Genomic DNA, 25,807 nt, shown 5'->3' on the forward strand with positions numbered 1-25,807 from the left:
GCGCCCGGCCCGATTCTGCATGACCCGATCCGATTCCTCTCCCGCATCCGATGCCGCCGCGAAGTCCGGCGCGCCCGACAGCGCCGCCGAAGAGTTCGACCCGAAAAAAGTGCTGCGCCAGTTGCCGCATATGCCGGGCGTCTATCGTTATTACGATGCGCAGGGCGCGGTGCTGTACGTGGGCAAGGCGCGCGACCTGAAGAAGCGCGTGTCGAGCTACTTCACGAAGACGCTGCTGTCGCCGCGCATCGCGATGATGGTCACGCGGATCGCGAAGATCGAAACGACCGTCACGCGCTCGGAAGCCGAAGCGCTGTTACTTGAGAACAATCTCATCAAGGCTTTGGCGCCGCGCTACAACATTCTGTTTCGCGATGACAAGTCGTATCCATATCTGAAGCTGACGGGCCATCAGTTTCCGCGCATGGCGTATTACCGCGGTTCGGTCGACAAGAAGAACCAGTATTTCGGACCGTTTCCGAGTGCATGGGCGGTGCGCGAGAGCATCCAGATCCTGCAGCGCGTATTCCAGTTGCGCACCTGCGAGGATTCCGTGTTCAACAACCGTACGCGGCCGTGTCTGCTTCATCAGATCGGACGATGCACGGCGCCATGCGTCGGCGCGATCAGCGAAGAGGACTACGCGCGCGACGTGTCCAATGCATCGCGCTTTCTGCTCGGACGGCAGTCCGAAGTGATGAAGGAACTCGAGCAGAAGATGCATGCGTTCGCAAGCGAGCTGAAGTTCGAGCAGGCGGCGGCGGTGCGCAATCAGATGAGTTCGTTGTCGACGGTGCTGCATCAGCAGGCGATCGAAGTGGGCGGCGAAAGCGACGTCGATATTCTTGCTGTCGTCGCGCTCGGCGGACGCGTTTGCGTGAATCTGGCGATGGTTCGCGGCGGCCGGCATCTGGGCGACAAGGCTTACTTCCCGACGCACGTCGAAAGCGCGCTGACGGCGGAAGAGGGCGGTCTCGGAGACGGCGATGCAGCGGAAGTCACGCCATCCGCGCTGCTCGATGTCGAAGCGGAATTGGGCGAAGAAGCGAATGAAGGGGATGAACGCGCGGACGAAGCCGCTTCGGATGCAACCGTGACGAGCGAAAGCACCGAAGCCTCCGACAGTACCGACGATAGCGACGACACCGCCGACACCGACACGAAACCGCGTCCTGGCATCGAAGCCGAAGTGCTCGAAGCGTTCATCGCGCAGCATTATCTCGGCAATCGCGTGCCGCCTGTGCTCGTCGTCAGTCACGCGCCCGCAAGCCGCGAACTCGTCGATCTGCTGATCGAGCAGGCCGGGCACAAGGTCACCCTGCTGCGTCAGCCGCAAGGCCAGAAGCGCGCGTGGCTCGCGATGGCCGAGCAGAACGCGCGTCTCGCGCTCGCGCGGCTGTTGTCCGAACAGGGCTCGCAGCAATCGCGCACGCGCTCGCTTGCCGACACGCTGTCGCTCGAATGCGATGACCTTGCGCATCTGCGCATCGAGTGCTTCGACATCAGTCATACGATGGGCGAGGCGACGCAGGCGTCGTGTGTTGTCTTTCACCATCACAAGATGCAGTCGTCGGAGTACCGGCGCTACAACATCGCGGGCATCACGCCCGGCGACGACTACGCGGCGATGCGTCAGGTGCTCACGCGCCGCTACGAGAAGATGGTCGCGCAGGCCGCGGCGAACGCAAACGACGAAGCGGCCGAACTGCAACCGCAAGCCGCCGCCGATCCAGCCTTCACGCCCGAAGGCGCGGAACCCGTCGCGTCGGGCGGCGTGCTGCCGAACATCGTGCTGATCGACGGCGGCAAGGGTCAGGTCGAGATTGCGCGCCAGGTGTTCAACGAGCTCGGGCTCGATCTGGGCATGCTGGTCGGCGTCGCGAAGGGCGAAGGGCGCAAGGTCGGTCTGGAGACGCTCGTGTTCGCGGACGGACGGCCGTCGCTCGAACTCGGCAAGGAAAGCGCGGCGCTGATGCTCGTCGCGCAGATCCGCGACGAAGCGCACCGCTTCGCGATCACGGGCATGCGCGCGAAGCGCGGCAAGACGCGGCAGACGTCGCGGCTCGAAGAACTGGAAGGCGTCGGCGCGAAACGGCGGCAGCGGCTCCTCGCGCGCTTCGGCGGCTTGCGCGGCGTGGTGGCGGCGAGCGTCGACGATCTCGCGAGCGTCGAAGGCATTTCGCGCGCTCTCGCCGAGCAGATCTATCGACAGTTGCATTGAAGCGTGCGCGCGCCGTGCGACGGCGAGTCGCGCGCCGATGTGCGCGGGGTTGCTTCCCGCGTCGAGTCGTCCAGACCCTCGCCCGGCGCGTTGCTTGTAGCGCGTCCGGTGAACCGGCACAATTGCATCTCTTATCTCAGAACCTTGCGCCTGCCCCATGCCGTTTAATTTCCCGATCTTCCTGACATGGCTGCGGATCGTATTGATTCCGCTCGTCGTGGGCGTGTTCTATCTGCCGGACATGATGCTGAGCCCGGCGCACCGCAACCTGGCCGCCGCGACGATTTTCGTCCTCGCGGCGCTGACCGACTGGTTCGACGGTTTTCTGGCGCGCAAATGGAATCAGACGTCGGCGTTCGGCGCGTTCCTCGATCCCGTCGCCGACAAGCTGATGGTCACGGCCGCGCTGCTCGTGCTTGTGCAACTGGCGCGCCTCGATTCGGCGATCGCGCTGGTGATCGTCGGCCGCGAGATCGCGATTTCGGCGCTGCGCGAATGGATGGCGCAGATCGGTGCATCGAAGAGCGTCGCGGTGAACTCGCTCGGCAAGTTCAAGACGGCCTGCCAGATGGTCGCGATTCCGATGCTGCTGTTCTACGGTCCCCTGTCGCTCGGCGCGTTTGCGATCGACACGCGCGTGTGGGGCTTGTGGCTCATCTATCTCGCGGCGTTCCTCACGATCTGGTCGATGCTGTACTACATGAAGCTCGCCTGGCCGCAGATTCGCGAACGCGGCGGAATGGCCTGAAAGCGGTCACGACCAGAATTTTTATTCTCTCGTACAAAAAGGGTTGACACGATTCGGTGCCTTCTACATAATCTCGTTTCTCCGGTGAACGCGGTAACAAACAACGCGAAACACTGGGAAGCAGTAGAAGCAAAACGCGGGAGTAGCTCAGTTGGTAGAGCGCAACCTTGCCAAGGTTGAGGTCGCGAGTTCGAGACTCGTCTCCCGCTCCAGAATTTGAAGCGGCGTTTTGCAGCAGTCAGCAGGGCGTTGCAAGTGCAGGTAAATGCAGGTCCATGCGGGAGTAGCTCAGTTGGTAGAGCGCAACCTTGCCAAGGTTGAGGTCGCGAGTTCGAGACTCGTCTCCCGCTCCAAACACATGGGGAAGCAAAGCTTCCCTTTTTGTTTGATGCTTCGGCAGAAGCGTTGAGCTCAGCTGGCCTTAGGGCCAATGCACAAAATCTGCGAGCCGTTGCCAATGCAACAGAGTACGGTCCGCAGTCCGCTTACGGCGCGATAGCAAAGCGGTTATGCAGCGGCCTGCAAAGCCGTGTAGGCCGGTTCGACTCCGGCTCGCGCCTCCAGCAAAGAAAAGCCCCGACACGTCGGGGCTTTTCTTTTGTTCGCGTTCTTTTCCGCTTTCTTTCTTCCGCGTGCGTTCGGGCGTGAGCGGCAAGCGACCCGCCGTCTCGCCTTCATCCCATCGTCGCGGCATAATCGGCCCGTTGACGTCCAACGGATGTCTGTCCCACACAAGACAATCTCATGACCGAGCAGCAATCAGCCGACAGCACAACCGGCAGCAAAGAGACGACGCATATCGACTGGCGCTGGAAAGCGTTCGACGACCTGACCAACGTCGAGGTCTACGACATGCTGGCCGCGCGTGCGGCCGTGTTCGTGATCGAGCAGAACTGTCTGTATGGCGATGTCGACGGTCTCGATCCCGATGCCTGGCATCTGTTCGCGTACGGCATGCCCGAAGCAGGCGCGCGCGCGAAGCTCGCCGGCTATCTGCGCGTGCTGCTGCCCGACGCAAACGAGGCAGACATCCGCATCGGCCGTGTGCTGACGACAGCCGGGTTTCGCGGCCAAGGGCTCGGCAGCGCGATGCTCGAACGCGTGCTTGGCCACATCTATGCGCAATGGCCGGGCACGCCCGTGCGTCTGCATGCGCAGGCGCATCTACAGGCGTTCTATGGCGCGTTCGGCTTCGAGCCAATTTCGGAAGTCCACGAAGAGGACGGCATCCCGCATATCTGGATGCGTTCTTCCTGAAGCGTGCAGCGGTGGCTCAATGCTGTCTGACGGGCAGCGCGCTCGATGACGTCTTCGACTGAACGGATGCCGTCTGCGGCGCGCGTTTCTCGTTACGAAGGCGCGTGCGCGCCGACAGTCTCATCCAGTGCCTAAGCGCGACCAGCGCGCCGATCACGCTCATCATCGAACCGGGAATCCACAGCAAGAGTCCGCCGATCTGTTGATCGCGCATCGGACTGAGCCATGTGAACGCGCGCCCGCAAATCGAATAGATCGGATAAAGCTCACGCGGCGTGAAGAAGATAAATGCGCCGAGCAGGATCTGCGGCGGAATCGCCGCGACGACGATCAGAATGCGTCGCCCCGGTGACAGTCGCGCGGGCGGCGCGGGCCGCGAATCGAGCACGAGCCACCAGAACATCAGCCCGTCGATCACCATGCTCCAGTTCATCACGCGATACAGCCGCCAGTCGAGCATCGCGACGAAGTGGATCGGCGAAAGCAGCCAGAAATAGATCAGTCCAACGAACAGAACAACGGCGACGACGGGATGGAACAACACGTCGAGCGTCATGCGCACCCAACGCGTCTGCGACGCTGGCCGCAAGTAACCTTGCCGCCACGCGAACGGAATGCCCGCGCGCATCGCCGCGCCCGGATACGACAGCGCGATAAAAAATGGCCCGAGATGATGCAGCACCAGATGCTGCGCGCGATGCATGAAGAACTCGTGCTCGAAGTAGTAATCGAGCCGCGTATGCAGCGCGATATAAAGCGCGACCAGCCCGAACCAGAACGACAGTTGCCGCGCCACCGACACCTTCGCCTTGCGCACGCCGCGCGCGAACAGCAGCGCGGCGATCAGCATGACGATCACGACGGTCGGCGACGGCTCCCACGGTTCGAGCCAGTAGAGCAGGTTCATCGTATGGCGCTACTTCGCTTGCGCGGGTGACTTGACCGCGAACGGCGCATCGAGCGTTTCGCCGTCGGAGAATTGCAGCTTCAGGTGAACCGTGTCGCCCGGCGCGATCTTGTGCTTCGCGTCTTCGAGCATCACGTGATAGCCGCCGGGCGCGATCGACGCCTGACCATGCGCGGGCACCGTCAGCTTGTCGACCATCACCATCTTTTGCGTCGAGCCGCTGGAGACCGTCTGATGCAACATCGCGCTGCCGTAGTCGGCGCTCGAAATGTCGACGAGATCGACGGGCTTGTCGCTCGAATTGGTCAGCGTCACATACGCGGCCGCGGGCAGGTTGTTGGGCAGCCAGCGCACCCATGCGTTTTGCGCGGCGATGGCCTGCTTGCTGTCGGCTGCATGCGCGGCGATGCTGCCCGTCGCGACGAAGGCGATGGCGGCGGCGCACGCGAGCGCGTGGATTGTCGAAAGCGTTTTGACTTTTTGTGTCATGGCGAACCTGTGAGAAATCATGAGTGGTCTTCGATGATACGGCGCACGTCTTCGGCGATGACGTCGGGCGTATCGTGGTCGGTGGCGAGCAGGCGCGCGCGATTCTGCGCGTCGAAGATGTAGACGGCCGAACTGTGCGTCACCTCGTAATTGCCGCTCGGATCGCGCTTCTCCATCTGATACGCGATGCGATAGTGCTTCGCCAACTGCTCGATCTGCGCGTCCGTGCCTGTGAGTCCGCGCGCATGCTGCGCATCGAATGCGCCGACGTAATCGTGCAGCGCTTTCGGCGTGTCGCGCGCCGGATCGACGGTGACGAACAGGATGCGCACCTTCTGCGCATCCGGCCCCAGCTTGCCGATGACCTGCATCAGCCGTCCCATCGTTTCCGGGCACACGTCCGGACAATGCGTATAGCCGAAGTAGACGAGCGACGTGCTGCCCTTGAGCGAACTGGCCGCCACGGGCCGGCCGTCGTCACCAGTCAGCGTGAAATCGAGATCCGGCAGATGGCCGCTCACGTCCGTCAGATGCCACGGCTCGGCGCGATGCGAGCAGCCCGCGATGCCGAACGCCGCCACAAGTGCCAAGCCCAGCGCCATGCCCGGCGCGGCGAGGCGTCGTCGGATGAAAGCGTGGGAAGCGAAGAGCGGCAAGTGGGGCACGAGGACTTTCGGGAACAAAGGCAGCTTCGACGACTCGATTCAGGAGAGCGACCAACGCGTTGCGCACAGTATTGTGCACGCGACGCAAACAGCGCGCCGTGTTCGGCGACATGCCGGTAATACGCGCTGCGGCATGCCGTTATTCCGGGCCAGCGCCGTTGGGACTCTATCGCAATTTTGCGCGCGCCGTTGTACCGTGGGCTTTCGAGGCAGACAGCGAGTCAATATGCCGCAGAGCGCTGAAAGGCGCCTGTAGCCGGATCGACGGATTTTGGATCGGTCCTGTTGGGCAAGCGGTCCGGATTGCCCGCCCCTGCGACGCGCAAACTTACTTTCTCGAAAAAACGACCGATGCGCGGTAAGATGCGCACACTTTTCCGGCTGCAAGCGGCTGAGAGGCAACGTACACCGATGCAAGCACTTCCGGCATTTCTGTCTCCGACGGAGACGGCATTTTTCTTCGATTTCGACGGCACGCTCGTCGATCTGGCACCGACGCCCGACGGCGTGCTGGTCCAACCCGAGGCCATCGCCTTGCTCGCCGAGTTGCGGCGTCTGACGAACGGCGCCGTGGCGATCGTGTCGGGCCGCGGCATCGACAGCATCGACCAGTTTCTCGGCATGCCCGATCTGCCCGTCGCCGGTTTGCACGGCGCCGAACGGCGCGATGCGAATGGCGACACGCAGCGCATCGGCTTCAACGACGAACGGCTGCTGCGCATGGAGCAGGTGCTCGCGGACATCGTCAACGCAAATCCCGGCATGCTGCTGGAGATCAAGGGCGCGGCGCTCGCGCTGCACTACCGCAACGCGCCTGATCGCGAGTCCGTCGCGCGCGAAGCGACGACGAAGCTCGTTGCCGACTATCCGGGCGCCTATGTGCTGCAGCCTGGCAAGATGGTCTATGAGATCAAGCCGAAGGACGTCGACAAGGGCCGCGCGCTGCGCGCGTTCCTCGACGAGCCGCCGTTCACGGGCCGCACGCCCGTGTTCGCCGGCGACGATCTCACGGACGAGAAGGGCTTCGCAGTCGTCAACGAACGCGGCGGCCTGTCGATCAAGGTCGGCGGCGGCGACACGATCGCGTCGGCGCGCATCGGCTCCGTGAGCGCGCTGCTCGCGTGGCTGTCCGAAGTCGTCGCGTCGGCGCGCAACGCATGATGACGTCCGCTCGTCACCGCTCGACGGCCTTCCTCCCGCACGTTTCGCACGGAAACTACGCGTCATGAGCCGGCTGATCATCGTATCGAACCGCGTCGCGCCGATCTTCGAAGGCGGCCCGGCAGCGGGCGGCCTCGCGGTTGGCGTCTATGACGCGCTGAAGGAAACGGGCGGCATGTGGTTCGGCTGGAGCGGCGAGGTGCTCGGTTCCGGCCAGCCGGAAATCAAGCTGGAAGAGCGCGGTCCCGTGACGTTTGCGACCGTCGGTCTCGTGCGCCGCGACTACGACCAGTACTACCGGGGCTTTTCGAACGCGACGCTGTGGCCCGCGTTCCACTATCGGCCGGATCTGCTGCAATTCGACCGGCACGATTTCGAAGGCTATTGCCGTGTGAACACGTGGCTCGCGCGGCAACTGGTGCCGCTTCTGCGCGACGACGACGTGATCTGGGTGCACGACTATCACCTGATCCCGTTCGCGCAGGCGTTGCGCGCGGCGGGCGTGAAGAACCGCATCGGCTTCTTTCTGCACATTCCGTTTCCGGCGGCGCAAGTGCTGCTTGCCGTGCCGCCGCATCGCGCGCTCGTCGAGGCCCTCTGTTCGTTCGATCTGCTCGGCTTTCAGACGAAGCCCGATCTGCGCGCGTTCTGCGACTACATCGTGAACGAGGCGAGCGGCACGGTCGATGCGTCGGCGCAAGGGCCGAGCGTCGTCCACGCGTTTGGCCGCACGTTGCGCGCAGCGGCGTATCCGATCGGCGTGTATCCCGACGAGATCGCCGAGCTGGCCAAGGCGGGCGAGCACGACAAGCCGGTGCGCACGATCGAAGCGACGCTGCATGGGCGAAAGCTGATCATGAGCGTCGACCGGCTCGATTATTCGAAGGGGCTCGTCGAGCGTTTTCGTGCATTCGAACGGCTGCTCGAACATGCGCCCGCGTATCGCGACAAGGTGTCGCTGTTGCAGATCGCGCCGCCGACGCGTTCCGATCTGCACGCGTATCAGGAAATCCGCTTGCAGCTCGAAGGCGAGTCGGGACGCATCAACGGCCGCTTCGCCGAACTCGACTGGACGCCGATCCGCTATATCCATCGGCAATATGAACGGCCCGTGCTCGCGGCGCTGTTCCGCACGGCGCACGTCGGCTACGTGACGCCGTTGCGCGACGGGATGAATCTCGTTGCGAAGGAGTATGTGTCGGCGCAAGACCCGGAAGATCCGGGCGTGCTGGTGCTGTCGCGTTTCGCGGGCGCGGCGCACGAGTTGACGGGCGCGCTGATCGTCAATCCCGTCGACGTCGACGGCATGGCCGACGCGCTCGGCGCCGCGCTGTCGATGCCGCTCGCCGAACGCAAGGCCCGCTACGAAGACATGATCGCGCAGCTGCGCGAGAACAACGTGTCGGTGTGGCGCGACAACTTCATGCGCGATTTGCAGCAGGTGTCAGGCGACGAGGTGAGGGTGGCGAACGAAGCCGCGACGGGTTGAACTCCGCGCTTTGCATGTTCGCAAGTTTGCATGCGTAGCGAGCCAGCACAAAAAAGCCGCTTCGAATATCGAAGCGGCTTTTTCTATTGATCGTTCAGCCGGCGAAGCGCCGCGCGTCAGGCCACATGCTGCTCGTCGAACTTCTTCCCGCCGACGTGCAGCGTCGACTGCTTGCCGTACTGCTTCGCAAGCAGATCGCGATACAGGCCCGGACGGTTGCGCAGCTCTTCGGGGCTGCCGTCGTCGATGACCTTGCCCGCGCTCATCACGATGATGCGGTCGAAGTTGTTCAGCGTCGACAGGCGGTGCGCGATCGCGATCACCGTGCGGCCGACCATCAGCCGGTCGAGCGCTTTCTGGATCGATTCTTCGGATGCGCTGTCGAGCGCCGAGGTCGCTTCGTCGAGCAGCAGGATCGGCGAGTTCTTCAGGATCGCGCGCGCAATCGCGATGCGTTGCCGCTGACCGCCCGAGAGCTTCACGCCGCGATCGCCGACGATCGTGTCGAAGCCTTCCGGCATCGCTTCGATGAAGTCCGTGCAGCGGGCATCGCGCGCGGCCGCGATCACCTCATCGCGCGTTGCTTCTGGCCGTCCATACGCGATGTTCTCGTAGACCGTGCGATGGAGCAGCGAGATGTCTTGCGGCACGAGCGCAAGCGCGTGGCGCAGGCTGTCTTGCGTGATCGCGGCGATATCCTGGCCGTCGATCATGATCCGCCCGCCCTGCGTTTCGTAGAAGCGTTGCAGCAGCGCAAGCACCGTCGACTTGCCCGCCCCCGACTTGCCGATCAGGCCAACACGCTGGCCAGGCTGGATGTCGAGAACGAAGTGATCGAGAATCGGGCGCCGCTTCGGATACGCGAACGTCACCTTCTCGAACGTCACGCGCCCGCCTTGCGGCACGAGTTCGGTCGCATCGTTGCGATCCGGCATGCCGTGCGGCTCGAGCAGCGTCTTCACGGCTTCGGCGAGGCGGGCGACGTGCTGCGTCACATCGACCAGCGCGACGGCCAGATCGCGCGTTCCATGCAGGATCGTGAAGCCGAGCGAGCTGACGAGCACGATGTCGCCGGACGTTGCCTTGCCCTGATCCCACAGCCACAGCGCCCAGCCCAGCAGTCCCGCCGACAGTAGCGCCGTGATCACCGCGTGCAGCAGACGCAGTTTCTCGAGGTAAAGCAGGCTTTGCTGACGCGCGTCCATTTCCGACTTCACGGTCGCGCCAAAGCGCTTCTGTTCGCGGAACGTCATGCCGAACGCGCGCACGAGGCCCATGTTGCCGATCACGTCGACGAGTTCGCCGTCGACGGCGGCCGCCCGCGTCGCGAAGTTGTGATGCCGCGCCGAGCCGCGGCCCGCCAGCTTGAACAGCACGACGGAGAGAACCGCCGAGCAGCTCAGCAGGCCGAGCGCCATCAGCGGATTGACGGAGATGATCATCACGATCGCGCCCGCCACGGCGATGCACGGCGGCAGCACGTTCCACGCGGTCGTGTTCTCGGCCGTGTAGACCGCATTCGACGTCGCCGTGATCCGGCTCGCGAGCATACCTGGCTGCTTCTCGGCGTAGTAGGTGGGCGAATGGCCGCTCAGGTACTGGAAGAGATCCTTGCGCAGGTCGCCTGTGACGGCGACGAACGTGTGCGCGGCAACCCAGCCGCCGACGCGCCACAGCATATTGTCCGCGGCGATCAGGCCGACGAGGATCGCGAATGCGCCCCACAGCGGCCCCGGATGATGACGGCCTTCGCCGAGCACGTCGATCAGATGCTTGATCGCGTATTGCGAAGCGAGCGCACAGCCCACGGCCGCGAATACGCTGCCCAGGACGACCAGATGGGCGACCGGATGGCGGCGGATAAAGCGGAAGAGGAACGCAAGCGGCCGGTTCGCATAGCCGGAGAGCTTTGCGTTATGGGCGTTGCGCTGGGCGATTGTCAGATGTTCCAATTGTTCAGTGGGTCTTTGGGTCGGGTTCAAATCGTGCAACGGCTGTGCCTGGCGCGGCTCGTAACAACCAGCGTAGGCCCCGCATTGTAAACATGCAAAAGCCATTTCGCATGGCGGTAAGGCCAATGAGGGCGCGATTATTTTTGCGACATGTACCGGTAAGCTTTCCCAGGCTGGACCCGTTGCGGGTCAAGAGGTTCACGCCATCGGCGAGAATTTTCAAGATATAATTACAGACTGCATACGAAGCCGGCGAGGCGATTTCTCCGCTCTCGTCGACGGTTCACCGACGACCGTCGTCAAACGGCTTGCGGCGTCAGCGCCGATGCGAGGTTCCCACTGTAAAACGCCTTGAGAAAACAAGGGTTTGCGAAGTGTTTCGCGTGTGTAACAACGTAAAGACTTTGAAATGTCGGGGGCCGGTCGGACGGGTAGGCATCGATAATGCGTGCTCCGTCCAGTCAGGAAATATCTGACAGTTTGTCAACGTCCGTTCACGAGCCGCGTTTACGGCTAGAACACAGACTTTGACACTGACCAAGCTGGCGTCTTATCAAGCGATCCATCGCAGGAATTTCTCGAAAGAATCAGGCTCGTTCCAATGCAGCTCGATGCTGCTTGTGAAACCGAGCGCCCTGGCGAGCAAGCGAAGTCGCTTTTACCAAACCGCAGTCTTTTTGCCTGATCTTTTACGAGGAGTTCTTCATTATGCGAATCGCTCAAATCGCTCCGTTGCACGAGGCGGTGCCTCCCAAGCTTTATGGCGGCACCGAACGCGTGGTGTCGTATCTCACGGAAGCGCTCGTCGAGCTCGGTCACGACGTGACGCTCTTCGCGAGCGGCGATTCGCAAACCTCCGCGAAGCTCGAAGCATTCTGGCCGCAGGCGCTGCGTCTGGACCCGACGATCCGCGACGTGATGGCGCCGCACATGCTGCTGCTCGAAGAAGTGCGCCGCCGCGCGGACGAATTCGACGTGCTGCATTTCCACATCGACTACTACCCGTTCTCGCTGTTCGCGCGCCAGCCGGTGCCGTTCCTCACGACGATGCACGGCCGTCTCGATCTGCCCGAACTGCAGCCCGTCTTCAACACGTTCAACGACGTGCCCGTCGTGTCGATCTCGGATAACCAGCGCCAGCCGCTGCAACAGGCCAACTGGCTGTCGACCGTCTATCACGGTCTGCCGGAAAACGTGCTCACGCCGATCCCCAACGTCGAGCCGGGCTACCTCGCATTCCTCGGCCGCGTCTCGCCGGAGAAGGGCCTCGACCGCGCGATCCGCATCGCCGGCCAGGCGGGCATGAAGCTCAAGGTCGCCGCCAAGATCGACAAGGCCGACCGCGCCTATTACGAAGAAGTGATCAAGCCGCTGATGGCGCTCCCGCACGTCGAGTACATCGGCGAAATCGGCGAAGCCGAAAAGCGTGAGTTCCTCGGCAACGCTCATGCACTGGTGTTCCCGATCGACTGGCCGGAGCCGTTCGGTCTGGTGATGATCGAGGCGATGGCTTGCGGCACGCCCGTGATCGCGTTCAAGCGCGGCTCGGTGCCGGAAGTGATCGAAAACGGTGTGTCGGGCTTCGTCGTCGAAGACGAAATCAGCGCTGTCGCCGCCGTCAAGCGTCTGGATCAACTGCCGCGCGCGACGGTGCGCAAGGCGTTCGAATCGCGCTTCTCGTCGAAGGTGATGGCGCAGAACTATCTGAAGACGTACGAAGAAATGCTGCGCGCGAAGCGCCGCACGGTGCTGCGCGAAGTCAACGCAGGCTGATTGCCGTTATCGAGGGCCGTCGGGACGCCGTAACCGGGTTCCGCGACGGTCCTTGCGATTCACACCAGCGCCCCGCATGTGTCGAACATGCGGGGCGTTGTTGCATTTACGCCGCACGCCGGTGTGCGGCGCGAGGGCGAATGGTTCGAAAGCACGCGTTCCGGGCCCGCAACCGTGAGACGAATCCGTAATATCCCTATAATGGCCGTGCCGCAAATCCGGCGCGGCCGTCCACATGAGGAGAGTGCTTTGGCGAGAACGAAACAGACGCGTGCGAGCGCAGTGCCCGGCGCCGGCACGTTGTTCGCGCTTCGCGCTATCGGTCTCGTGATACTGGCTCGCTGGCTCTTCTCGATGGGTGAGATGCAGCCGCTGACCGCGCTTCAGGCGATGGCGTCGTCGCCGTGGGCGTGCATCAACCTCGTCTTTCTGTTCCTGCTGATCTTCCTGCCGGGCGCGAAGGCGCGCGCCGAGCGGCCGTTTCATCCGTTGCCGCAATGGCTGCGTCAGGCGCTGCGTCTCTTCGCGTTTCTTGGTCTGCTGTTCGCCGTCTGGTCGGTCGGCGCGTTCGTCTGGACGGCTGGCTGGCGGCGCGCGTTCAATACCGTTGCCGCGACCAACGGCTGGCTGATCGCGGCGCCTGCGTTGTACGCCGTCGTCGTCTGGATTTGCCGTCCGCGCGCACTGTGGCGCACGAATATCGCTGCGCGCCGCTTCGCGATCGGGCGCTTCGCTATCTGCATCGACGCGGTGACGCGCACGGCGATCGTCTGGGCCGAAAGCCGCAAGCTCGGCCAGTACGATGCGCGCGAATTGTCGCTGCGCTGGCTTGATGTGGCGTCGGGCGGTTCCGGCGTGCGGCGTGCGATGCGAGCTGTCCCGTCCGTCGATCTGTCCGGCGCACAGCCTGCGACGGTGCCGCCCATCGCGAATGGTCACGCGACGCTCGAACGCGCGGGCGTCGGTGGCTTGTTGCGTCGTCCCAAGATCGAGCTCATGTGGGATTCGCCGGCAGCAGCCGGCCATAACCGGCAGACGGTGTTTCGCACACCGCTTTCGTCGGAAGGCGATCGCGTGGCCGCCCGCGCGCTCGACGCAAGCCTGCGCCAGGCCTGAGCTTTCCCGGGCGCGACTCTCGCGAGTTGCGCCGCTGTCCCTGTTCCGAAGCATCAACGGCCGCTTTGCATCGTTCATGGAGGTGTCCATGCTGATCCGCTGGTTGCTTGCCGCTGTTCATCTGCTGGGTTACGGATTCGCGCTCGCGTCGATCATCGGACGCACGCGCGCGCTGCGCCGCCTGTCCGGTCCCGCCGATCTGCCGCGCGTCTTTATCGCGGATACCGGTTGGGGCATCACGGCCATCGTTCTGATCGTCACGGGTTTGATGCGCGTGTTCGGCGGCTTCGAGAAGGGCGCCGACTACTACCTGCATGAGCCGCTCTTCCACATCAAGATGGCGGCGCTCGTGCTGATCCTGATTCTCGAAGTGATGCCGATGATGGCGCTGATCCGCTGGCGCATTGCCGTCAAGCAAGGCGATACGCCGGACCTTGCTGGCGCGGGGCGCTTTGCGCGCATCGGACACTGGCAGGCCATTTTGCTGATCGTGATGGTGTTTGCCGCATCGGGTATGGCGCGCGGCATTGGGGCGGCTGCATAGCAGCACGAAATAGCAGCACGAAGAATCGAACGAGGAAAATCGGACGAGAAATGAAAAAGGCCCGGGCGTTTCCGTCCGGGCCTTCTTTTCTTCGAATCTGGTGGGTAGTACTGGGATCGAACCAGTGACCCCTGCCGTGTGAAGGCAGTGCTCTACCGCTGAGCTAACCACCCGAAGAGCTGTGCATTATGTCAGGTCTTTCAGACTTCGACAAGCACTTTTTAAGCAATTTGCGCATCGGCGGTTGCGGATGCATCTTCCGCCGCCGGCTGCGTGCGCCACACGCTCGTCCCTTTCACCGATTTGTCGAGACCGTCGAGCAGCGCTTCGTGTTCGGCGAGCTCATCGTCGGAGGCGGTGAGCACGACAAGCTCGATTTCATCGAGCTTCATGCGCTTCGGACCGCCCGCAACGCCAGACGCCGCTTCGCCGATCATGTCGATCACAAGGCTTTCCTGGCCGCGCGTCATCGCGAGATAGACTTCGGCGAGCAGTTCCGAGTCCAGCAGCGCGCCGTGCAGCGTGCGGTGCGCGTTGCTGATGCCGAAGCGGTCGCACAGCGCATCGAGCGAATTGCGCTTGCCGGGGAACATCGACTTGGCGCGCACGAGCGTGTCGATCACTTCGCCGCAATGCTCGCTGAACGGCGGCAGGCCGAGCAGCGCGAACTCGGCGTCGAGAAAGCCGATATCGAACGGCGCGTTGTGGATGATGATCTCCGCGTCCGTGACGAAATCGCGCAGCGCGTCCGCGATCTCCGCGAACTTGGGTTTGTCCCTCAGGAATTCCGTCGTCAGGCCGTGGACGGCCAACGCACCCGGATCGCTGTCGCGCTCCGGATTGACATAGAAATGCAGGTTGTTGCCTGTCAGCCGGCGGTTCACCAGCTCGACGCAGCCGATTTCGATGATGCGGTCGCCGCTCTTTGCATTCAGTCCGGTGGTTTCCGTATCGAGGATGATTTGGCGCATGTCGGAGTTGCCCTGCCTGGTTGATGGGATGCCTCGAAAGGCAAGATTGCTGTGAGAGCCGCTACAGATCCGCGAGCATTGCGACGCCGCGATTGGCGAGCGCATCGGCGCGTTCGTTCTCGGGATGACCCGAGTGACCTCTCACCCAGCGCCACTCGAGTTCATGTTGCTGCGTGAGCGCGTCGAGCCGCTTCCACAGATCGGCGTTCTTCACGGGCGCCTTCGCGGCCGTCATCCAGTTCTTCTTTTTCCAGCCGTGAATCCATTCGCTGATGCCTTTCTGCACGTATTGCGAGTCCGTGTGCACGATCGCCTTGCACGGGCGCTTCAATGCCTCGAGCGCGGCGATCACGGCCATCAGCTCCATCCGGTTGTTCGTCGTGTTCGCTTCGCCGCCGAACAGTTCTTTTTCCTGCGTGCCGTAGCGCAGCAATGCGCCCCAGCCGCCGGGACCGGGGTTTCCCTTGCAGGCGCCGTCGGTGAAGATTTCGATCAGGTCAGAACTCATTGATGTTTGTTGCGTGTGTTGGGTGTGGCGGCGGGTGTCAGGCCGGGGGCCAGCACGGGTTTCTTGACTTTCAGCGGACCGACGAGGCGCATGCCGCGCACGCGCTTGATCGCCGTGACCATGTAGACGGCGCCGAAGATCGGCCACCAGCGGTCGCCCGCAGCTTCCATGAACTGATAGCGCGACAGCCACTTCTCGCCGACGAGGGGCGGACGATAGCAGCCGAAGCGTCCGCGATCAAGATCGAAGCCGAGCAGCTTGATCCAGTCCTTCAGTCGGGTGAAGGCGATCAGATCGTGCGCGGCGGGCACGAACGGACGCCCCGTCACCTTGCCGACCGATTGCCGCGCGCCCCACAGCGACAGCGAATTGAAGCCGAGAATGATCAACTGGCCTTCCGGCATCAGCACGCGCTCGGCTTCGCGCAGCAGACGGTGCGGATCGCGCGTGAACTCCAGCGTGTGGGGCATCACGATCAGATCGACGCTTTGCGCTTCGAACGGCAGATCGAGCAGATCGCACCAGACGGAACTGCGCCCGGGCGGCGCGTGGCGCTCGGGCAGGCCGCCCGCGATGCCGCGCGGAAACGTGTACGGCGCGCTCGCGCCGCTTTCGGCGTCGAGCACGAGTCCGCGGCAGGGCATGCGGTTCTCGCGCAGCGCATCGAGTTGCGGCAACCCGAGTTGCAGCGCGTGATAGCCGAACACGTCGGACACGACGCGGTCGAGCTGCGCCTGCTCCCACTCCAGCACGTAGCGTCCGGGAGGGGAGGTGGTCCAGGCAGGCCAGTCTATAATCGATCGGTCAGACATGTTGAAGAATGCGTCGCCTATGAATTCGCTCGAGTACGTGCCCGTCCCGGCATTCGATGACAATTACATCTGGGTCGTGTCGAACGGCCGTCATGCCGTGGTCGTCGATCCGGGCGATGCCGCCCCGGTGAAGTCTTATCTGGCAAAACGGGGATGGCGGCTGAGCGCTATTTTACTCACGCACCATCATGCCGACCACGTCGGCGGAGTGGCCGATCTGCTGGATGGCCAGGATGTGCCCGTCTACGGTCCCGCCGGAGAAGCGATTCCCTGGCTGACCACGCGGCTCCAAAACGGCGACGCCGTACACATCGACGCGCCGCCACTCGACTTCACGATTCTCGACGTGCCGGGCCATACGAGCGGCCATATCGCGTACTTCCAGAGCACCGACCCGCGCGGCACGCCGCATGTGTTCTGCGGCGACACGCTGTTCGCCTGCGGCTGCGGGCGGCTGTTCGAAGGGACGCCGGCGCAGATGCTGAAATCGCTCGACGCACTCGCTTCGTTGCCGGGTGAAACGGAAGTCCACTGCGCGCACGAATACACGCTGTCCAATATTCGCTTCGCGCTCGCATGCGAGCCGGACAACGGGAAGCTGCAAGCCTGGCGCGATGAAGCGACGGCCCTGCGCGCGCGCCACGTCCCGACGCTGCCCACGACGATCGCTCACGAGCGCGCCGTCAACCCGTTTTTGCGCGCGGGCGAGCCGGCCGTCCAGGCGACGCTCGCCGAACAATTGCACGAATCGGTGCCCGACCGGCTGGCCGCTTTCACGCTGATGCGCGAATGGAAGAACAGGTTCCGCTAACCTAGCAGAGCATGGGGGCATGCTCATCCGAATCATAGAAAAAAACGCCAAGCTCCAGATTTCGCGACGTTTTTCACGTTTTTCCGATTGACGGAAAAGGCGCACTTTCGTACTATCGGCTGCAAATTCCAGCCCTTTGGAAGCCGAGACGTTCATGAGATTTATCTTCAGCGCGTTATTGGTCCTGACGCTCGCCGCTTGCGCGAGCCAGGGGCCAACGACGAACAGCCTTTCAACTGCTTCCAATCCCGCTAGCCAGCAAGCCGTAGCCGACACCCTTCGCAAGACCGCAACCGCCAAAGAAACGATCAACGTCGACCAGAGTTCCGTCGACCAGCTGACGAGCGAGGACTCCGATCTCTGGGGCCGTATCCGCCGTGGTTTTCAGATTCCCGACCTGCAAAGCGACCTCGTCGACATGCAGGCGAACTGGTATGCGCAGCGTCCTGACTACGTCCAGCGCATGACCGAGCGGTCGCAGAAGTACCTGTATCACATCGTCGAAGAACTGGAAGCGCGCCATATGCCCACCGAGCTGGCGCTCCTGCCATTCATCGAATCCGCGTACAACCCGCAGGCGCTGTCGGTCGCAAAGGCCGCGGGCATGTGGCAGTTCGTGCCCGGCACGGGCCGTACATACAACCTTAAGCAGAACATGTGGCAGGACGAGCGCCGTGACGTGCTCGCGTCCACCAGCGCGGCGCTCGACTATCTGTCGCGTCTGCACGATATGTTCGGCGACTGGTATCTGGCGCTCGCCGCGTACAACTGGGGCGAGGGTAACGTGCAGCGCGCGATCGCGCGCAACGAGGCGGCCGGCCTGCCGACGGACTACCAGAGCCTGCGCATGCCGCTGGAAACGCGCAACTACGTGCCCAAGCTGCAGGCCGTCAAGAACATCGTGATGAACCCGCAGGTGTTTGGGCTCACGCTGCCGACCATTCCGAACCACCCGTATTTCGTGACGGTCACGACGTCACATGACATCGACGTCGACACGGCGGCGAAGCTCGCGAACATGACGCCGGACGAGTTCCGTTCGCTGAACCCGTCGTTCAAGAAGCCGGTCATTCTGGGGGCGACGCAGCCGCAGATCCTGCTGCCGTTCGACAACGCGAGCGCTTTCGAGCGCAACCTGAAGTCGTACTCGGGCTCGCTGTCGTCGTGGACGACCTACACGGTCACGGAACGCTCGCGTCCGGCGGCGATCGCCGAGAAGATCGGCGTCGATGCCGACACGCTGATGGCCGTCAACAAGATTCCGGCGGGCATGCGCTTGAAGCCGGGCTCGACGATCGTCGTGCCGCGCGCCGACGATGACGACGAGGACATCAGCGCCGATGTCGCCGAAAGCGCCGTGCTCGCGATGGAGCCCGACGTGCCCGACACGCGCAAGATGCTGATCCGCGTGCGCCGCAAGCAGTCGATGGCGCTGATCGCAGACCGCTACGACGTGTCGATCGGGCAGCTCAAGGCATGGAACCGCACGCGGCGCGACATGGTGATGCCGGGCCAGGTGATCGTGCTGCACGTGCCCGTCGGCAAGGCGATGCCGGCCGAGCCGGGTCCGCAGAAGCTGGCGACGGTGGCTGTCGGCGGTGGCGTCGAGCGGACCGGCGCCCAGAATGCTGACTCGCGTTCCGAGTCGCACTACGATAAGAAACGGGGCCACAGCCACTCGGGCGTCGTCAAGGTTTCGGAGCCGGTCGGCAAGTCCAGCAAGCCGGCGGCCGCCAAGGGCAAGATGACGAAGGTCTCGACGGAAGCGGCCGGCAAGGCGTCGAAGGGCGAGACTTCGAGCCGCCACAAAGTCTCGGCCAGCGCGAAGAAGGGCAAGTAGACAACAAGCGGCCTTTTCGAGGACGACCGAACGTGCGCTGCGGGGGCAGCGCGTGAAGTGCGCTCCGATCTCTCCTCGCTTTCCTGAACGCCGTCACCTGAGGTGACGGCGTTTTTCATTTACGCCTTTCGTTTTTCAATCCGGCTGACGGCTGCTGGCGTTTCCCGCACGCGCCGCGCGGTCTTGCGCCACGATCGGCGCGATTGCCGCTATCGTTCACGCTCGGGTCCGCTGGACCGTCTTGCTGGTGCCTCATGTCATCGACGCCACTTCGTGTCTTCCTGCTGTTTTCCGCCGGTTACTTCGTCTCGTATGTGTTTCGGGGCGTGAACCTCGGCTTCGCGCCGCTGATCACGCATGAACTGGGACTCACGGCCGCCGATCTCGGCTTGCTGACCAGTCTCTATTTCCTCGGCTTCGCGGGCGCTCAGTTGCCGGCGGGCGTTCTGCTCGATCACTACGGACCGCGTCGCGTGACGGCGGGCATGCTGCTCTTTGCCGCCGCGGGCATTGGCGTGTTCGGGGCAGCGCACGGTGTCGGCGCGATGATGGTCGGGCGGCTGCTGATCGGCGTCGGCGTATCGGTGTGTCTGGGAGCGGCGTTCAAGGCGCTCGCGCAGTATTTTCCGGCCGCGCGTCTGCCGCTGATGAACGGGCTCGTGATGGCCGTCGGCGGTCTGGGTGGCGTCGTCGTCGGTTCGCCGTTGACGTGGATGTTGACGTTCGCCAGTTGGCGCGCCGTCTGTTTCGCGCTCGTCGTTCTGACGATCGTCGTGGCCGCGCTGCTGTGGATGTTCGCGCCCGAAAAGAAGGAGGCCCGCCATCAGGCGGGTCTCGTCAGCCAGTTCAAGGGCACGTGGCACATCCTGCGCAGCGCGGCGTTCTGGAAGATCGGTTCATTCTCGGTCGTCACGCAAGGCGTGTTCTACGCGATGCAGTCGTTGTGGGTCGGCGCGTGGTTGCGCGACGTATCGGGCTTTCAGCCGCACGAGGCGGCAGCGCTCGTGTCGGTGCTGGGCTTCGCGATGATGGCGGGCTGCGTGGGCTTCGGCGGGGCGGCGCGCAGCATGGAGCGGCGCGGGCTGTCGCTGTATGCGTTTTGCGGCGTCGGCATGGCGCTTTTCGTCGTCACGCAACTGTTGATCATGCTGCGCGCCCCGCTGCCGGCAGGTCTGCTGTGGGCGGCTTATGGGATTTTCGGCGGCGTGGGCATTCTGAGCTACGCGGTGCTCGCGCGCCATTTCCCGCCGCATCTGATCGGCCGCGCGAACACGACGCTGACGCTGATTATTTTTCTGCTGATCTTCGGCTTTCAGATCGGCGTGGGCGCGGTTCTGTCGATCTGGACGCCCGTCGACGGCCACTATCCACCCGTCGCGCATCTGACCGCATGGGGCATTCTCGTCGCGCTTCAGCTGGCGAGCGCCGTCTGGTACGTGCTGCCGAGCCGCGCGCTCACTAAAACCCCTTCGCACATCCACGGCGAACACCAGCCGCAACGCTCGCAGGCGTATTCTGATATCGAATGAACCAGTCATGCAGGCCGCGTGGATCGCAAGTGCGCCGCGCGTGCCGGGCTTGTATGGGCCGCGTCGGCCCGGTCGCCACCCATCTCGGATTTGAAGAGAAGGGTCATTTCAGGCTATAATTTCAAGGTTTGAGCTTATCAACCCGCACCCTAGCGCCTACCTCTCCCAAACCGTTCATCCGCCGCGTATCGTAGTCAACCCGGTTATAGTTCCGCTGAAATTTTCGTGAACGCACCGGCTACCGTCGCCAGCGGCCCGCAGACAGCCAGTCCGCCTACACAATGGGCCGATTGCACGCGCTGAGGTGCCTGACGCGACTCCACGAACAGCGACACGCGAGCGGGCCTGCGCGCGCATCGTCCGATGCGCCTCGCCGCGGCCCGCACGGTCGGATAGACAGGTCGGCAACAGGGTGCTCCCCCAAGGAGTCTCCCGTGTTGCCGTCATTTTCTCCCGCTCTTCTCGCGCTCGCCGACGGCACGGTCTTTCGCGGCTACTCGATCGGCGCGCCCGGTCATACGATCGGCGAAGTCGTTTTCAATACGGCCATCACCGGCTATCAGGAAATCCTGACCGACCCCAGCTACGCGCGCCAGATCGTCACGCTGACGTATCCGCACATCGGCAATGTCGGTGTGAACGCCGAAGACGTCGAAGCCACGAAAGTCCATGCCGCCGGCCTGATCATCCGTGATCTGCCCGTTCTCGCGTCGAACTTCCGCATGGAGCGCTCGCTCCCGGACTACCTGAAGGCCGAAGGCGTCGTCGCGATCGCCGGTATCGACACCCGCAAGCTCACGCGCGTGCTGCGCGACAAGGGCGCGCAAAACGGTGCGATTCTCGCAGGCTCGGATGACGAAGCGAAGGCAATCGAACTCGCTCGCTCGTTCCCGGGCCTCGCGGGCATGGACCTCGCGAAGGTCGTATCGACGCAAAAGCCGTACGAGTGGAAGCAGACGGAATGGCGTCTCGGCAGCGGCTACGGCATGCAGAACACGCCGCGCTATCGTGTCGTCGCGTTCGACTACGGCGTGAAGTACAACATCCTTCGGATGCTCGCGGAACGCGGCTGCCAGGTCACGGTGCTGCCGGCGCAAGCAACGGCGGCCGACGCGCTCGCGCTCAATCCGGACGGCATCTTTCTGTCGAATGGCCCCGGCGATCCGGAGCCGTGTGACTACGCGATCGTCGCGACGCGCGAATTCATCGAGCGCGGCATTCCGACGTTCGGCATCTGCCTCGGCCATCAGATCATGGGTCTCGCCGTCGGCGCGAAGACGATGAAGATGAAAACGGGCCACCACGGCGCGAACCATCCGGTGAAGGATCTCGACGACGGCCGCGTCGTCATCACGTCGCAGAACCACGGCTTCGCAGTCGACGCCGACACGCTGCCCGCCAACGCAAAGGTCACGCACGTGTCGCTGTTCGACGGCACGCTGCAAGGCTTCGCGCTGACGGACAAGCCGGCGTTCTGCTTCCAGGGCCACCCGGAAGCATCGCCCGGTCCGCACGATATCGCTTATCTGTTCGACCGCTTCACTGCGTTGATGGACCAGCAGAAGGGCAAGAAGTCGGCGGCGGCGTAAGAGTCGAGCAGCGCCGACGACAGCCGCTCGCGAGCAGCGACAGAAAAGAGCGCGCCCCGCGACGCCGAACGGCTGGCCCATTTGGGCCAGGTCCGAACGGCACACCGCCGGCGCGCCAACGGAAAGAACTCAGGAATACATTAGCGAGAGCGTTATGCCCAAGCGGACAGACATCAAGAGCATCCTCATCATCGGCGCGGGTCCGATCATCATCGGCCAGGCGTGCGAGTTCGACTACTCGGGCGCGCAGGCGTGTAAGGCGCTGCGTGAGGAAGGCTACAAGGTCATTCTCGTCAACAGCAATCCGGCGACGATCATGACCGACCCGAACACGGCCGACGTCACGTACATCGAGCCGATCACGTGGGAAGTGGTCGAGCGCATCATCGCGAAGGAGCGCCCGGACGCGATCCTGCCGACGATGGGCGGCCAGACGGCGCTCAACTGCGCACTCGATCTGCATCACCACGGCGTGCTGGAGAAGTACAACGTCGAGCTGATCGGCGCATCGCCGGAAGCGATCGACAAGGCGGAGGACCGCCAGAAGTTCAAGGACGCGATGACGAAGATCGGCCTCGGCTCGGCGAAGTCGGGCATCGCGCATTCGATGGAAGAAGCGATGCAGGTGCACGCGGAGATCGCCGCGTTCACGGGCGGCAGCGGCTATCCCATCGTCATTCGTCCGTCGTTCACGCTGGGCGGCTCGGGTGGCGGCATCGCGTACAACCGCGAGGAATTCGAAGAGATCTGCAAGCGCGGCCTCGATCTGTCGCCGACGCGCGAACTGCTGATCGAAGAATCGCTGCTCGGCTGGAAAGAGTACGAGATGGAAGTGGTCCGCGACAAGAAGGACAACTGCATCATCGTGTGCTCGATCGAGAACCTCGACCCGATGGGCATCCATACGGGCGACTCGATCACCGTCGCGCCCGCGCAGACGCTCACCGACAAGGAATATCAGATCCTGCGTAACGCATCGCTCGCGGTGCTGCGCGAGATCGGCGTGGATACGGGCGGCTCGAACGTGCAGTTCTCGATCAACCCGAAAGACGGCCGGATGATCGTCATCGAAATGAATCCGCGTGTGTCGCGTTCGTCGGCGCTCGCATCGAAGGCGACGGGCTTCCCGATCGCGAAGGTTGCGGCGAAGCTCGCCGTCGGCTACACGCTCGATGAACTGAAGAACGAAATCACGGGCGGCCAGACGCCGGCTTCGTTCGAACCGACCATCGACTATGTCGTCACGAAGATTCCGCGCTTCGCGTTCGAGAAATTCCGCGAAGCCGATCCGCGTCTGACCACGCAGATGAAGTCGGTCGGCGAAGTGATGGCGATCGGCCGCACGTTCCAGGAATCGTTCCAGAAGGCGCTGCGCGGCCTCGAAGTCGGCGTCGACGGTCTCGACGAAAAGACCACGAGCCGCGACGAAGTGATCCGCGAGATCGGCGAAGCCGGTCCGGATCGCATCTGGTACGTCGGCGACGCGTTCCGCCTGGGCCTCACGCAACAGGAAGTGTTCGAAGAGACGTCGATCGATCCGTGGTTCCTCGCGCAGATCGAAGAAATCGTCCGCAAGGAAAAGGCGCTCGAAGGCCGCACGCTCGCGAGCCTGTCGAAGGAAGAACTGCGCTATCTGAAGCAGAGCGGTTTTTCCGATCGCCGCCTTGGCAAATTGCTCGGCGCGACGGGCGACGACGTGCGCAAGCGCCGTATCGAACTGAACGTGCGCCCCGTCTACAAGCGCGTCGATACCTGCGCGGCCGAGTTCGCGACGAAGACCGCGTACATGTACTCGACCTACGAGGAAGAGTGCGAAGCGAACCCGACGAACAACAAGAAGATCATGGTGCTGGGTGGCGGTCCGAACCGGATCGGCCAGGGCATCGAGTTCGACTACTGCTGCGTGCACGCCGCGCTCGCGATGCGCGAAGACGGCTACGAAACGATCATGGTCAACTGCAACCCCGAGACCGTTTCGACTGACTACGACACGTCGGACCGCCTGTACTTCGAGCCGCTGACGCTCGAAGACGTGCTCGAAATCGTCGACAAGGAAAAGCCCCTCGGCGTGATCGTGCAGTACGGCGGCCAGACGCCGCTGAAGCTCGCGCTCGATCTCGAAGCGAACGGTGTGCCCATCGTCGGCACGTCGCCGGACATGATCGACGCCGCCGAAGACCGCGAGCGTTTCCAGAAGCTGCTGCATGACCTGAATCTGCGTCAGCCGCCCAATCGCACCGCGCGCGCGGAAGACGAAGCGCTGAAGCTCGCCGACGAAATCGGCTATCCGCTCGTCGTGCGTCCGTCGTATGTGCTCGGCGGCCGCGCGATGGAAATCGTCCACGAGCCGCGTGATCTCGAGCGCTACATGCGCGAGGCCGTGAAGGTGTCGAACGATTCGCCCGTGCTGCTCGACCGCTTCCTGAACGACGCGATCGAATGCGACGTCGACTGCATCTCGGACGGCGACACGGTGTTCATCGGCGGCGTGATGGAGCACATCGAGCAAGCCGGTGTGCACTCGGGCGACTCGGCGTGCTCGCTGCCGCCGTACTCGCTGTCGAAGGAAACGGTTGACGAGCTGAAGCGCCAGACGGGCGCGATGGCGAAGGCGTTGAACGTGGTCGGCCTGATGAACGTTCAGTTCGCGATCCAGCAGGTTGCCCAAGCGGACGGCTCGAAGCAGGACATCATCTACGTGCTCGAAGTGAATCCGCGTGCGTCGCGTACGGTGCCGTATGTGTCGAAAGCGACGAGCCTGGCGCTCGCGAAGATCGCGGCGCGCGCGATGGTCGGTCAGAAGCTCGCGCAGCAGGGCATCACGAAGGAAGTCGAGCCGCCGTATTTCAGCGTGAAGGAAGCGGTCTTCCCGTTCGTCAAATTCCCGACCGTCGATCCCGTGCTCGGACCTGAAATGCGCTCGACGGGCGAAGTGATGGGCGTCGGCCGCACGTTCGGCGAAGCGCTCTTCAAGTCGCAACTCGCGGCGGGTTCGCGTTTGCCGGAATCGGGCACGGTGCTGTTGACGGTAATGGACGCCGATAAGCCGAAGGCCGTCGAAGTCGCTCGCATGCTGCATGAGTTGGGCTATCCGCTCGTCGCGACGAAGGGCACGGCGGCGGCGATCGAAGCGGCGGGCGTGCCCGTGCGCGTCGTCAACAAGGTGAAGGACGGCCGTCCGCACATCGTCGACATGATCAAGAACGGCGAGATCGCACTCGTCTTCACGACCGTCGACGAAACGCGCGCAGCGATCGCCGATTCGCGTTCGATTCGCATGAGCGCGCAGGCGAACAAGGTCACTTACTACACGACGATGTCGGGCGCGCGCGCGGCCGTCGAAGGCCTGCGCTATCTGAAGGACCTGGAAGTCTATGATTTACAAGGACTCCATGCTCGCCTAAACTAAGGCTTCAGAGTTCTGT

At 63.4% G+C, this 25,807-nt stretch carries 20 protein-coding genes and 4 tRNA genes; 16 read left to right on the forward strand and 8 right to left on the reverse strand.

The features are described 5' to 3' along the window. Positions 1–19 precede the first annotated feature (19 nt). From uvrC to VSR68_RS02650, 6 genes are all read left to right on the forward strand, one after another. Positions 20–2,221 carry an excinuclease ABC subunit UvrC gene (gene uvrC, locus VSR68_RS02625; RefSeq protein WP_342938292.1) on the forward strand — a complete coding sequence of 734 codons (2,202 nt, stop codon included), beginning with the start codon at positions 20–22 and terminating at the stop codon, positions 2,219–2,221. A gap of 157 nt (positions 2,222–2,378) precedes the next feature. Further along, a complete protein-coding gene (pgsA, locus tag VSR68_RS02630) occupies positions 2,379–2,969 on the forward strand; it encodes a CDP-diacylglycerol--glycerol-3-phosphate 3-phosphatidyltransferase (RefSeq protein WP_342938293.1) in 591 nt (196 codons plus the stop codon). A gap of 136 nt (positions 2,970–3,105) precedes the next feature. Continuing rightward, positions 3,106–3,181, forward strand: a tRNA-Gly gene (locus VSR68_RS02635). Positions 3,182–3,246: 65 nt separating this feature from the next. Continuing rightward, positions 3,247–3,322: transfer RNA gene (locus VSR68_RS02640), tRNA-Gly, on the forward strand. 136 nt (positions 3,323–3,458) lie between these two features. Further along, a tRNA-Cys gene (locus VSR68_RS02645) sits at positions 3,459–3,532 on the forward strand. Positions 3,533–3,713: 181 nt separating this feature from the next. Further along, a complete protein-coding gene (locus VSR68_RS02650; protein ID WP_342938294.1) occupies positions 3,714–4,226 on the forward strand; it encodes a GNAT family N-acetyltransferase in 513 nt (170 codons plus the stop codon). Positions 4,227–4,242: 16 nt separating this feature from the next. Here the strand turns inward: VSR68_RS02650 and VSR68_RS02655 are convergent, their stop codons facing one another. From VSR68_RS02655 to VSR68_RS02665, 3 genes are read right to left on the reverse strand one after another with little or no spacing between them, the layout of a single operon-like run. Beyond that, positions 4,243–5,133 (reverse strand): cytochrome c oxidase assembly protein, encoded by an 891-nt coding sequence (locus tag VSR68_RS02655; RefSeq protein ID WP_342938295.1) that lies wholly within the window; start codon positions 5,131–5,133, stop codon positions 4,243–4,245. A gap of 9 nt (positions 5,134–5,142) precedes the next feature. Beyond that, a complete protein-coding gene (locus VSR68_RS02660; protein WP_342938296.1) occupies positions 5,143–5,622 on the reverse strand; it encodes a copper chaperone PCu(A)C in 480 nt (159 codons plus the stop codon). Positions 5,623–5,639: 17 nt separating this feature from the next. Then, a complete protein-coding gene (locus VSR68_RS02665; protein WP_342938433.1) occupies positions 5,640–6,224 on the reverse strand; it encodes an SCO family protein in 585 nt (194 codons plus the stop codon). Between the two features lie 474 nt (positions 6,225–6,698). Between VSR68_RS02665 and otsB the strand changes: the two genes are divergently transcribed. Beyond that, positions 6,699–7,448, forward strand: coding sequence for a trehalose-phosphatase (otsB, locus tag VSR68_RS02670; RefSeq protein ID WP_342938297.1), 750 nt, complete (start codon positions 6,699–6,701; stop codon positions 7,446–7,448). A 64-nt stretch (positions 7,449–7,512) separates the two neighbouring features. Continuing rightward, positions 7,513–8,937 (forward strand): alpha,alpha-trehalose-phosphate synthase (UDP-forming), encoded by a 1,425-nt coding sequence (gene otsA / locus VSR68_RS02675; RefSeq protein ID WP_342938298.1) that lies wholly within the window; start codon positions 7,513–7,515, stop codon positions 8,935–8,937. Between the two features lie 116 nt (positions 8,938–9,053). On the opposite strand, the gene VSR68_RS02680 is transcribed toward otsA, so the two are convergent. Further along, on the reverse strand, positions 9,054–10,889 hold the full coding sequence (locus VSR68_RS02680) for an ABC transporter ATP-binding protein (protein ID WP_342938299.1): 1,836 nt from the start codon (positions 10,887–10,889) through the stop codon (positions 9,054–9,056). A gap of 708 nt (positions 10,890–11,597) precedes the next feature. On the opposite strand from VSR68_RS02680, the gene VSR68_RS02685 reads away from it, so the two are divergent. The 3 genes from VSR68_RS02685 to VSR68_RS02695 all read left to right on the forward strand — a co-directional run bounded on the left by VSR68_RS02685 (position 11,598) and on the right by VSR68_RS02695 (position 14,322). Beyond that, complete coding sequence (locus VSR68_RS02685) at positions 11,598–12,662, forward strand: glycosyltransferase family 4 protein (RefSeq protein WP_342938300.1); 1,065 nt, start codon at positions 11,598–11,600, stop codon at positions 12,660–12,662. Positions 12,663–12,911: 249 nt separating this feature from the next. After that, positions 12,912–13,778 carry a hypothetical protein gene (locus tag VSR68_RS02690; protein WP_342938301.1) on the forward strand — a complete coding sequence of 289 codons (867 nt, stop codon included), beginning with the start codon at positions 12,912–12,914 and terminating at the stop codon, positions 13,776–13,778. 88 nt (positions 13,779–13,866) lie between these two features. Next, entirely contained in the window at positions 13,867–14,322 is a 456-nt protein-coding gene (locus VSR68_RS02695; protein WP_342938302.1) for a DUF2214 family protein, read from the forward strand. 98 nt (positions 14,323–14,420) lie between these two features. On the opposite strand, the gene VSR68_RS02700 is transcribed toward VSR68_RS02695, so the two are convergent. The 4 genes from VSR68_RS02700 to VSR68_RS02715 all read right to left on the reverse strand — a co-directional run bounded on the left by VSR68_RS02700 (position 14,421) and on the right by VSR68_RS02715 (position 16,613). Continuing rightward, positions 14,421–14,495: transfer RNA gene (locus tag VSR68_RS02700), tRNA-Val, on the reverse strand. Positions 14,496–14,543: 48 nt separating this feature from the next. Beyond that, positions 14,544–15,293 carry a DNA polymerase III subunit epsilon gene (dnaQ, locus tag VSR68_RS02705; RefSeq protein ID WP_342938303.1) on the reverse strand — a complete coding sequence of 250 codons (750 nt, stop codon included), beginning with the start codon at positions 15,291–15,293 and terminating at the stop codon, positions 14,544–14,546. A gap of 61 nt (positions 15,294–15,354) precedes the next feature. Then, positions 15,355–15,801 carry a ribonuclease HI gene (rnhA, locus tag VSR68_RS02710; RefSeq protein ID WP_152757096.1) on the reverse strand — a complete coding sequence of 149 codons (447 nt, stop codon included), beginning with the start codon at positions 15,799–15,801 and terminating at the stop codon, positions 15,355–15,357. Further along, positions 15,798–16,613: a class I SAM-dependent methyltransferase gene (locus VSR68_RS02715; RefSeq protein ID WP_090867129.1), complete on the reverse strand. Its 816-nt coding sequence runs from the start codon at positions 16,611–16,613 to the stop codon at positions 15,798–15,800. The genes rnhA and VSR68_RS02715 overlap by 4 nt, the downstream gene beginning before the upstream one ends. 19 nt (positions 16,614–16,632) lie before the next feature. Here VSR68_RS02715 and gloB point away from each other — a divergent pair, with 19 nt between their 5' ends. The 5 genes from gloB to carB all read left to right on the forward strand — a co-directional run bounded on the left by gloB (position 16,633) and on the right by carB (position 25,791). After that, the gene (gloB, locus tag VSR68_RS02720) at positions 16,633–17,424 is read left to right on the forward strand and encodes a hydroxyacylglutathione hydrolase (protein ID WP_342938304.1); all 792 of its coding nucleotides are present in this window, start codon (positions 16,633–16,635) and stop codon (positions 17,422–17,424) included. A 154-nt stretch (positions 17,425–17,578) separates the two neighbouring features. Continuing rightward, positions 17,579–19,264, forward strand: a complete 1,686-nt coding sequence (locus VSR68_RS02725) for a transglycosylase SLT domain-containing protein (RefSeq protein WP_342938305.1) — start codon at positions 17,579–17,581, stop codon at positions 19,262–19,264. 254 nt (positions 19,265–19,518) lie between these two features. After that, positions 19,519–20,793, forward strand: coding sequence for an MFS transporter (locus VSR68_RS02730; RefSeq protein ID WP_342938306.1), 1,275 nt, complete (start codon positions 19,519–19,521; stop codon positions 20,791–20,793). Between the two features lie 434 nt (positions 20,794–21,227). Next, positions 21,228–22,382 carry a glutamine-hydrolyzing carbamoyl-phosphate synthase small subunit gene (gene carA, locus VSR68_RS02735; RefSeq protein WP_342938307.1) on the forward strand — a complete coding sequence of 385 codons (1,155 nt, stop codon included), beginning with the start codon at positions 21,228–21,230 and terminating at the stop codon, positions 22,380–22,382. 154 nt (positions 22,383–22,536) lie between these two features. After that, positions 22,537–25,791, forward strand: coding sequence for a carbamoyl-phosphate synthase large subunit (carB, locus tag VSR68_RS02740; protein WP_342938308.1), 3,255 nt, complete (start codon positions 22,537–22,539; stop codon positions 25,789–25,791). Positions 25,792–25,807: the final 16 nt, after the last annotated feature.

Source organism: Paraburkholderia phymatum (assembly GCF_038900715.1).
GTDB classification, from domain to species: Bacteria; Pseudomonadota; Gammaproteobacteria; order Burkholderiales; family Burkholderiaceae; genus Paraburkholderia; species Paraburkholderia phymatum_A.

Excerpts from the sequence above, each read along its gene's own strand:
- uvrC (WP_342938292.1), top strand. The coding sequence starts at position 20 with ATGACCCGATCCGATTCCTCTCCCGCATCCGATGCCGCCGCGAAGTCC.
- pgsA (WP_342938293.1), top strand. The coding sequence starts at position 2,379 with ATGCCGTTTAATTTCCCGATCTTCCTGACATGGCTGCGGATCGTATTG.
- VSR68_RS02650 (WP_342938294.1), top strand. The coding sequence starts at position 3,714 with ATGACCGAGCAGCAATCAGCCGACAGCACAACCGGCAGCAAAGAGACG.
- VSR68_RS02655 (WP_342938295.1), bottom strand. The coding sequence starts at position 5,133 with ATGAACCTGCTCTACTGGCTCGAACCGTGGGAGCCGTCGCCGACCGTC.
- VSR68_RS02660 (WP_342938296.1), bottom strand. The coding sequence starts at position 5,622 with ATGACACAAAAAGTCAAAACGCTTTCGACAATCCACGCGCTCGCGTGC.
- VSR68_RS02665 (WP_342938433.1), bottom strand. The coding sequence starts at position 6,224 with ATGGCGCTGGGCTTGGCACTTGTGGCGGCGTTCGGCATCGCGGGCTGC.
- otsB (WP_342938297.1), top strand. The coding sequence starts at position 6,699 with ATGCAAGCACTTCCGGCATTTCTGTCTCCGACGGAGACGGCATTTTTC.
- otsA (WP_342938298.1), top strand. The coding sequence starts at position 7,513 with ATGAGCCGGCTGATCATCGTATCGAACCGCGTCGCGCCGATCTTCGAA.
- VSR68_RS02685 (WP_342938300.1), top strand. The coding sequence starts at position 11,598 with ATGCGAATCGCTCAAATCGCTCCGTTGCACGAGGCGGTGCCTCCCAAG.
- VSR68_RS02695 (WP_342938302.1), top strand. The coding sequence starts at position 13,867 with ATGCTGATCCGCTGGTTGCTTGCCGCTGTTCATCTGCTGGGTTACGGA.
- dnaQ (WP_342938303.1), bottom strand. The coding sequence starts at position 15,293 with ATGCGCCAAATCATCCTCGATACGGAAACCACCGGACTGAATGCAAAG.
- rnhA (WP_152757096.1), bottom strand. The coding sequence starts at position 15,801 with ATGAGTTCTGACCTGATCGAAATCTTCACCGACGGCGCCTGCAAGGGA.
- VSR68_RS02715 (WP_090867129.1), bottom strand. The coding sequence starts at position 16,613 with ATGTCTGACCGATCGATTATAGACTGGCCTGCCTGGACCACCTCCCCT.
- gloB (WP_342938304.1), top strand. The coding sequence starts at position 16,633 with ATGAATTCGCTCGAGTACGTGCCCGTCCCGGCATTCGATGACAATTAC.
- VSR68_RS02725 (WP_342938305.1), top strand. The coding sequence starts at position 17,579 with ATGAGATTTATCTTCAGCGCGTTATTGGTCCTGACGCTCGCCGCTTGC.
- VSR68_RS02730 (WP_342938306.1), top strand. The coding sequence starts at position 19,519 with ATGTCATCGACGCCACTTCGTGTCTTCCTGCTGTTTTCCGCCGGTTAC.
- carB (WP_342938308.1), top strand. The coding sequence starts at position 22,537 with ATGCCCAAGCGGACAGACATCAAGAGCATCCTCATCATCGGCGCGGGT.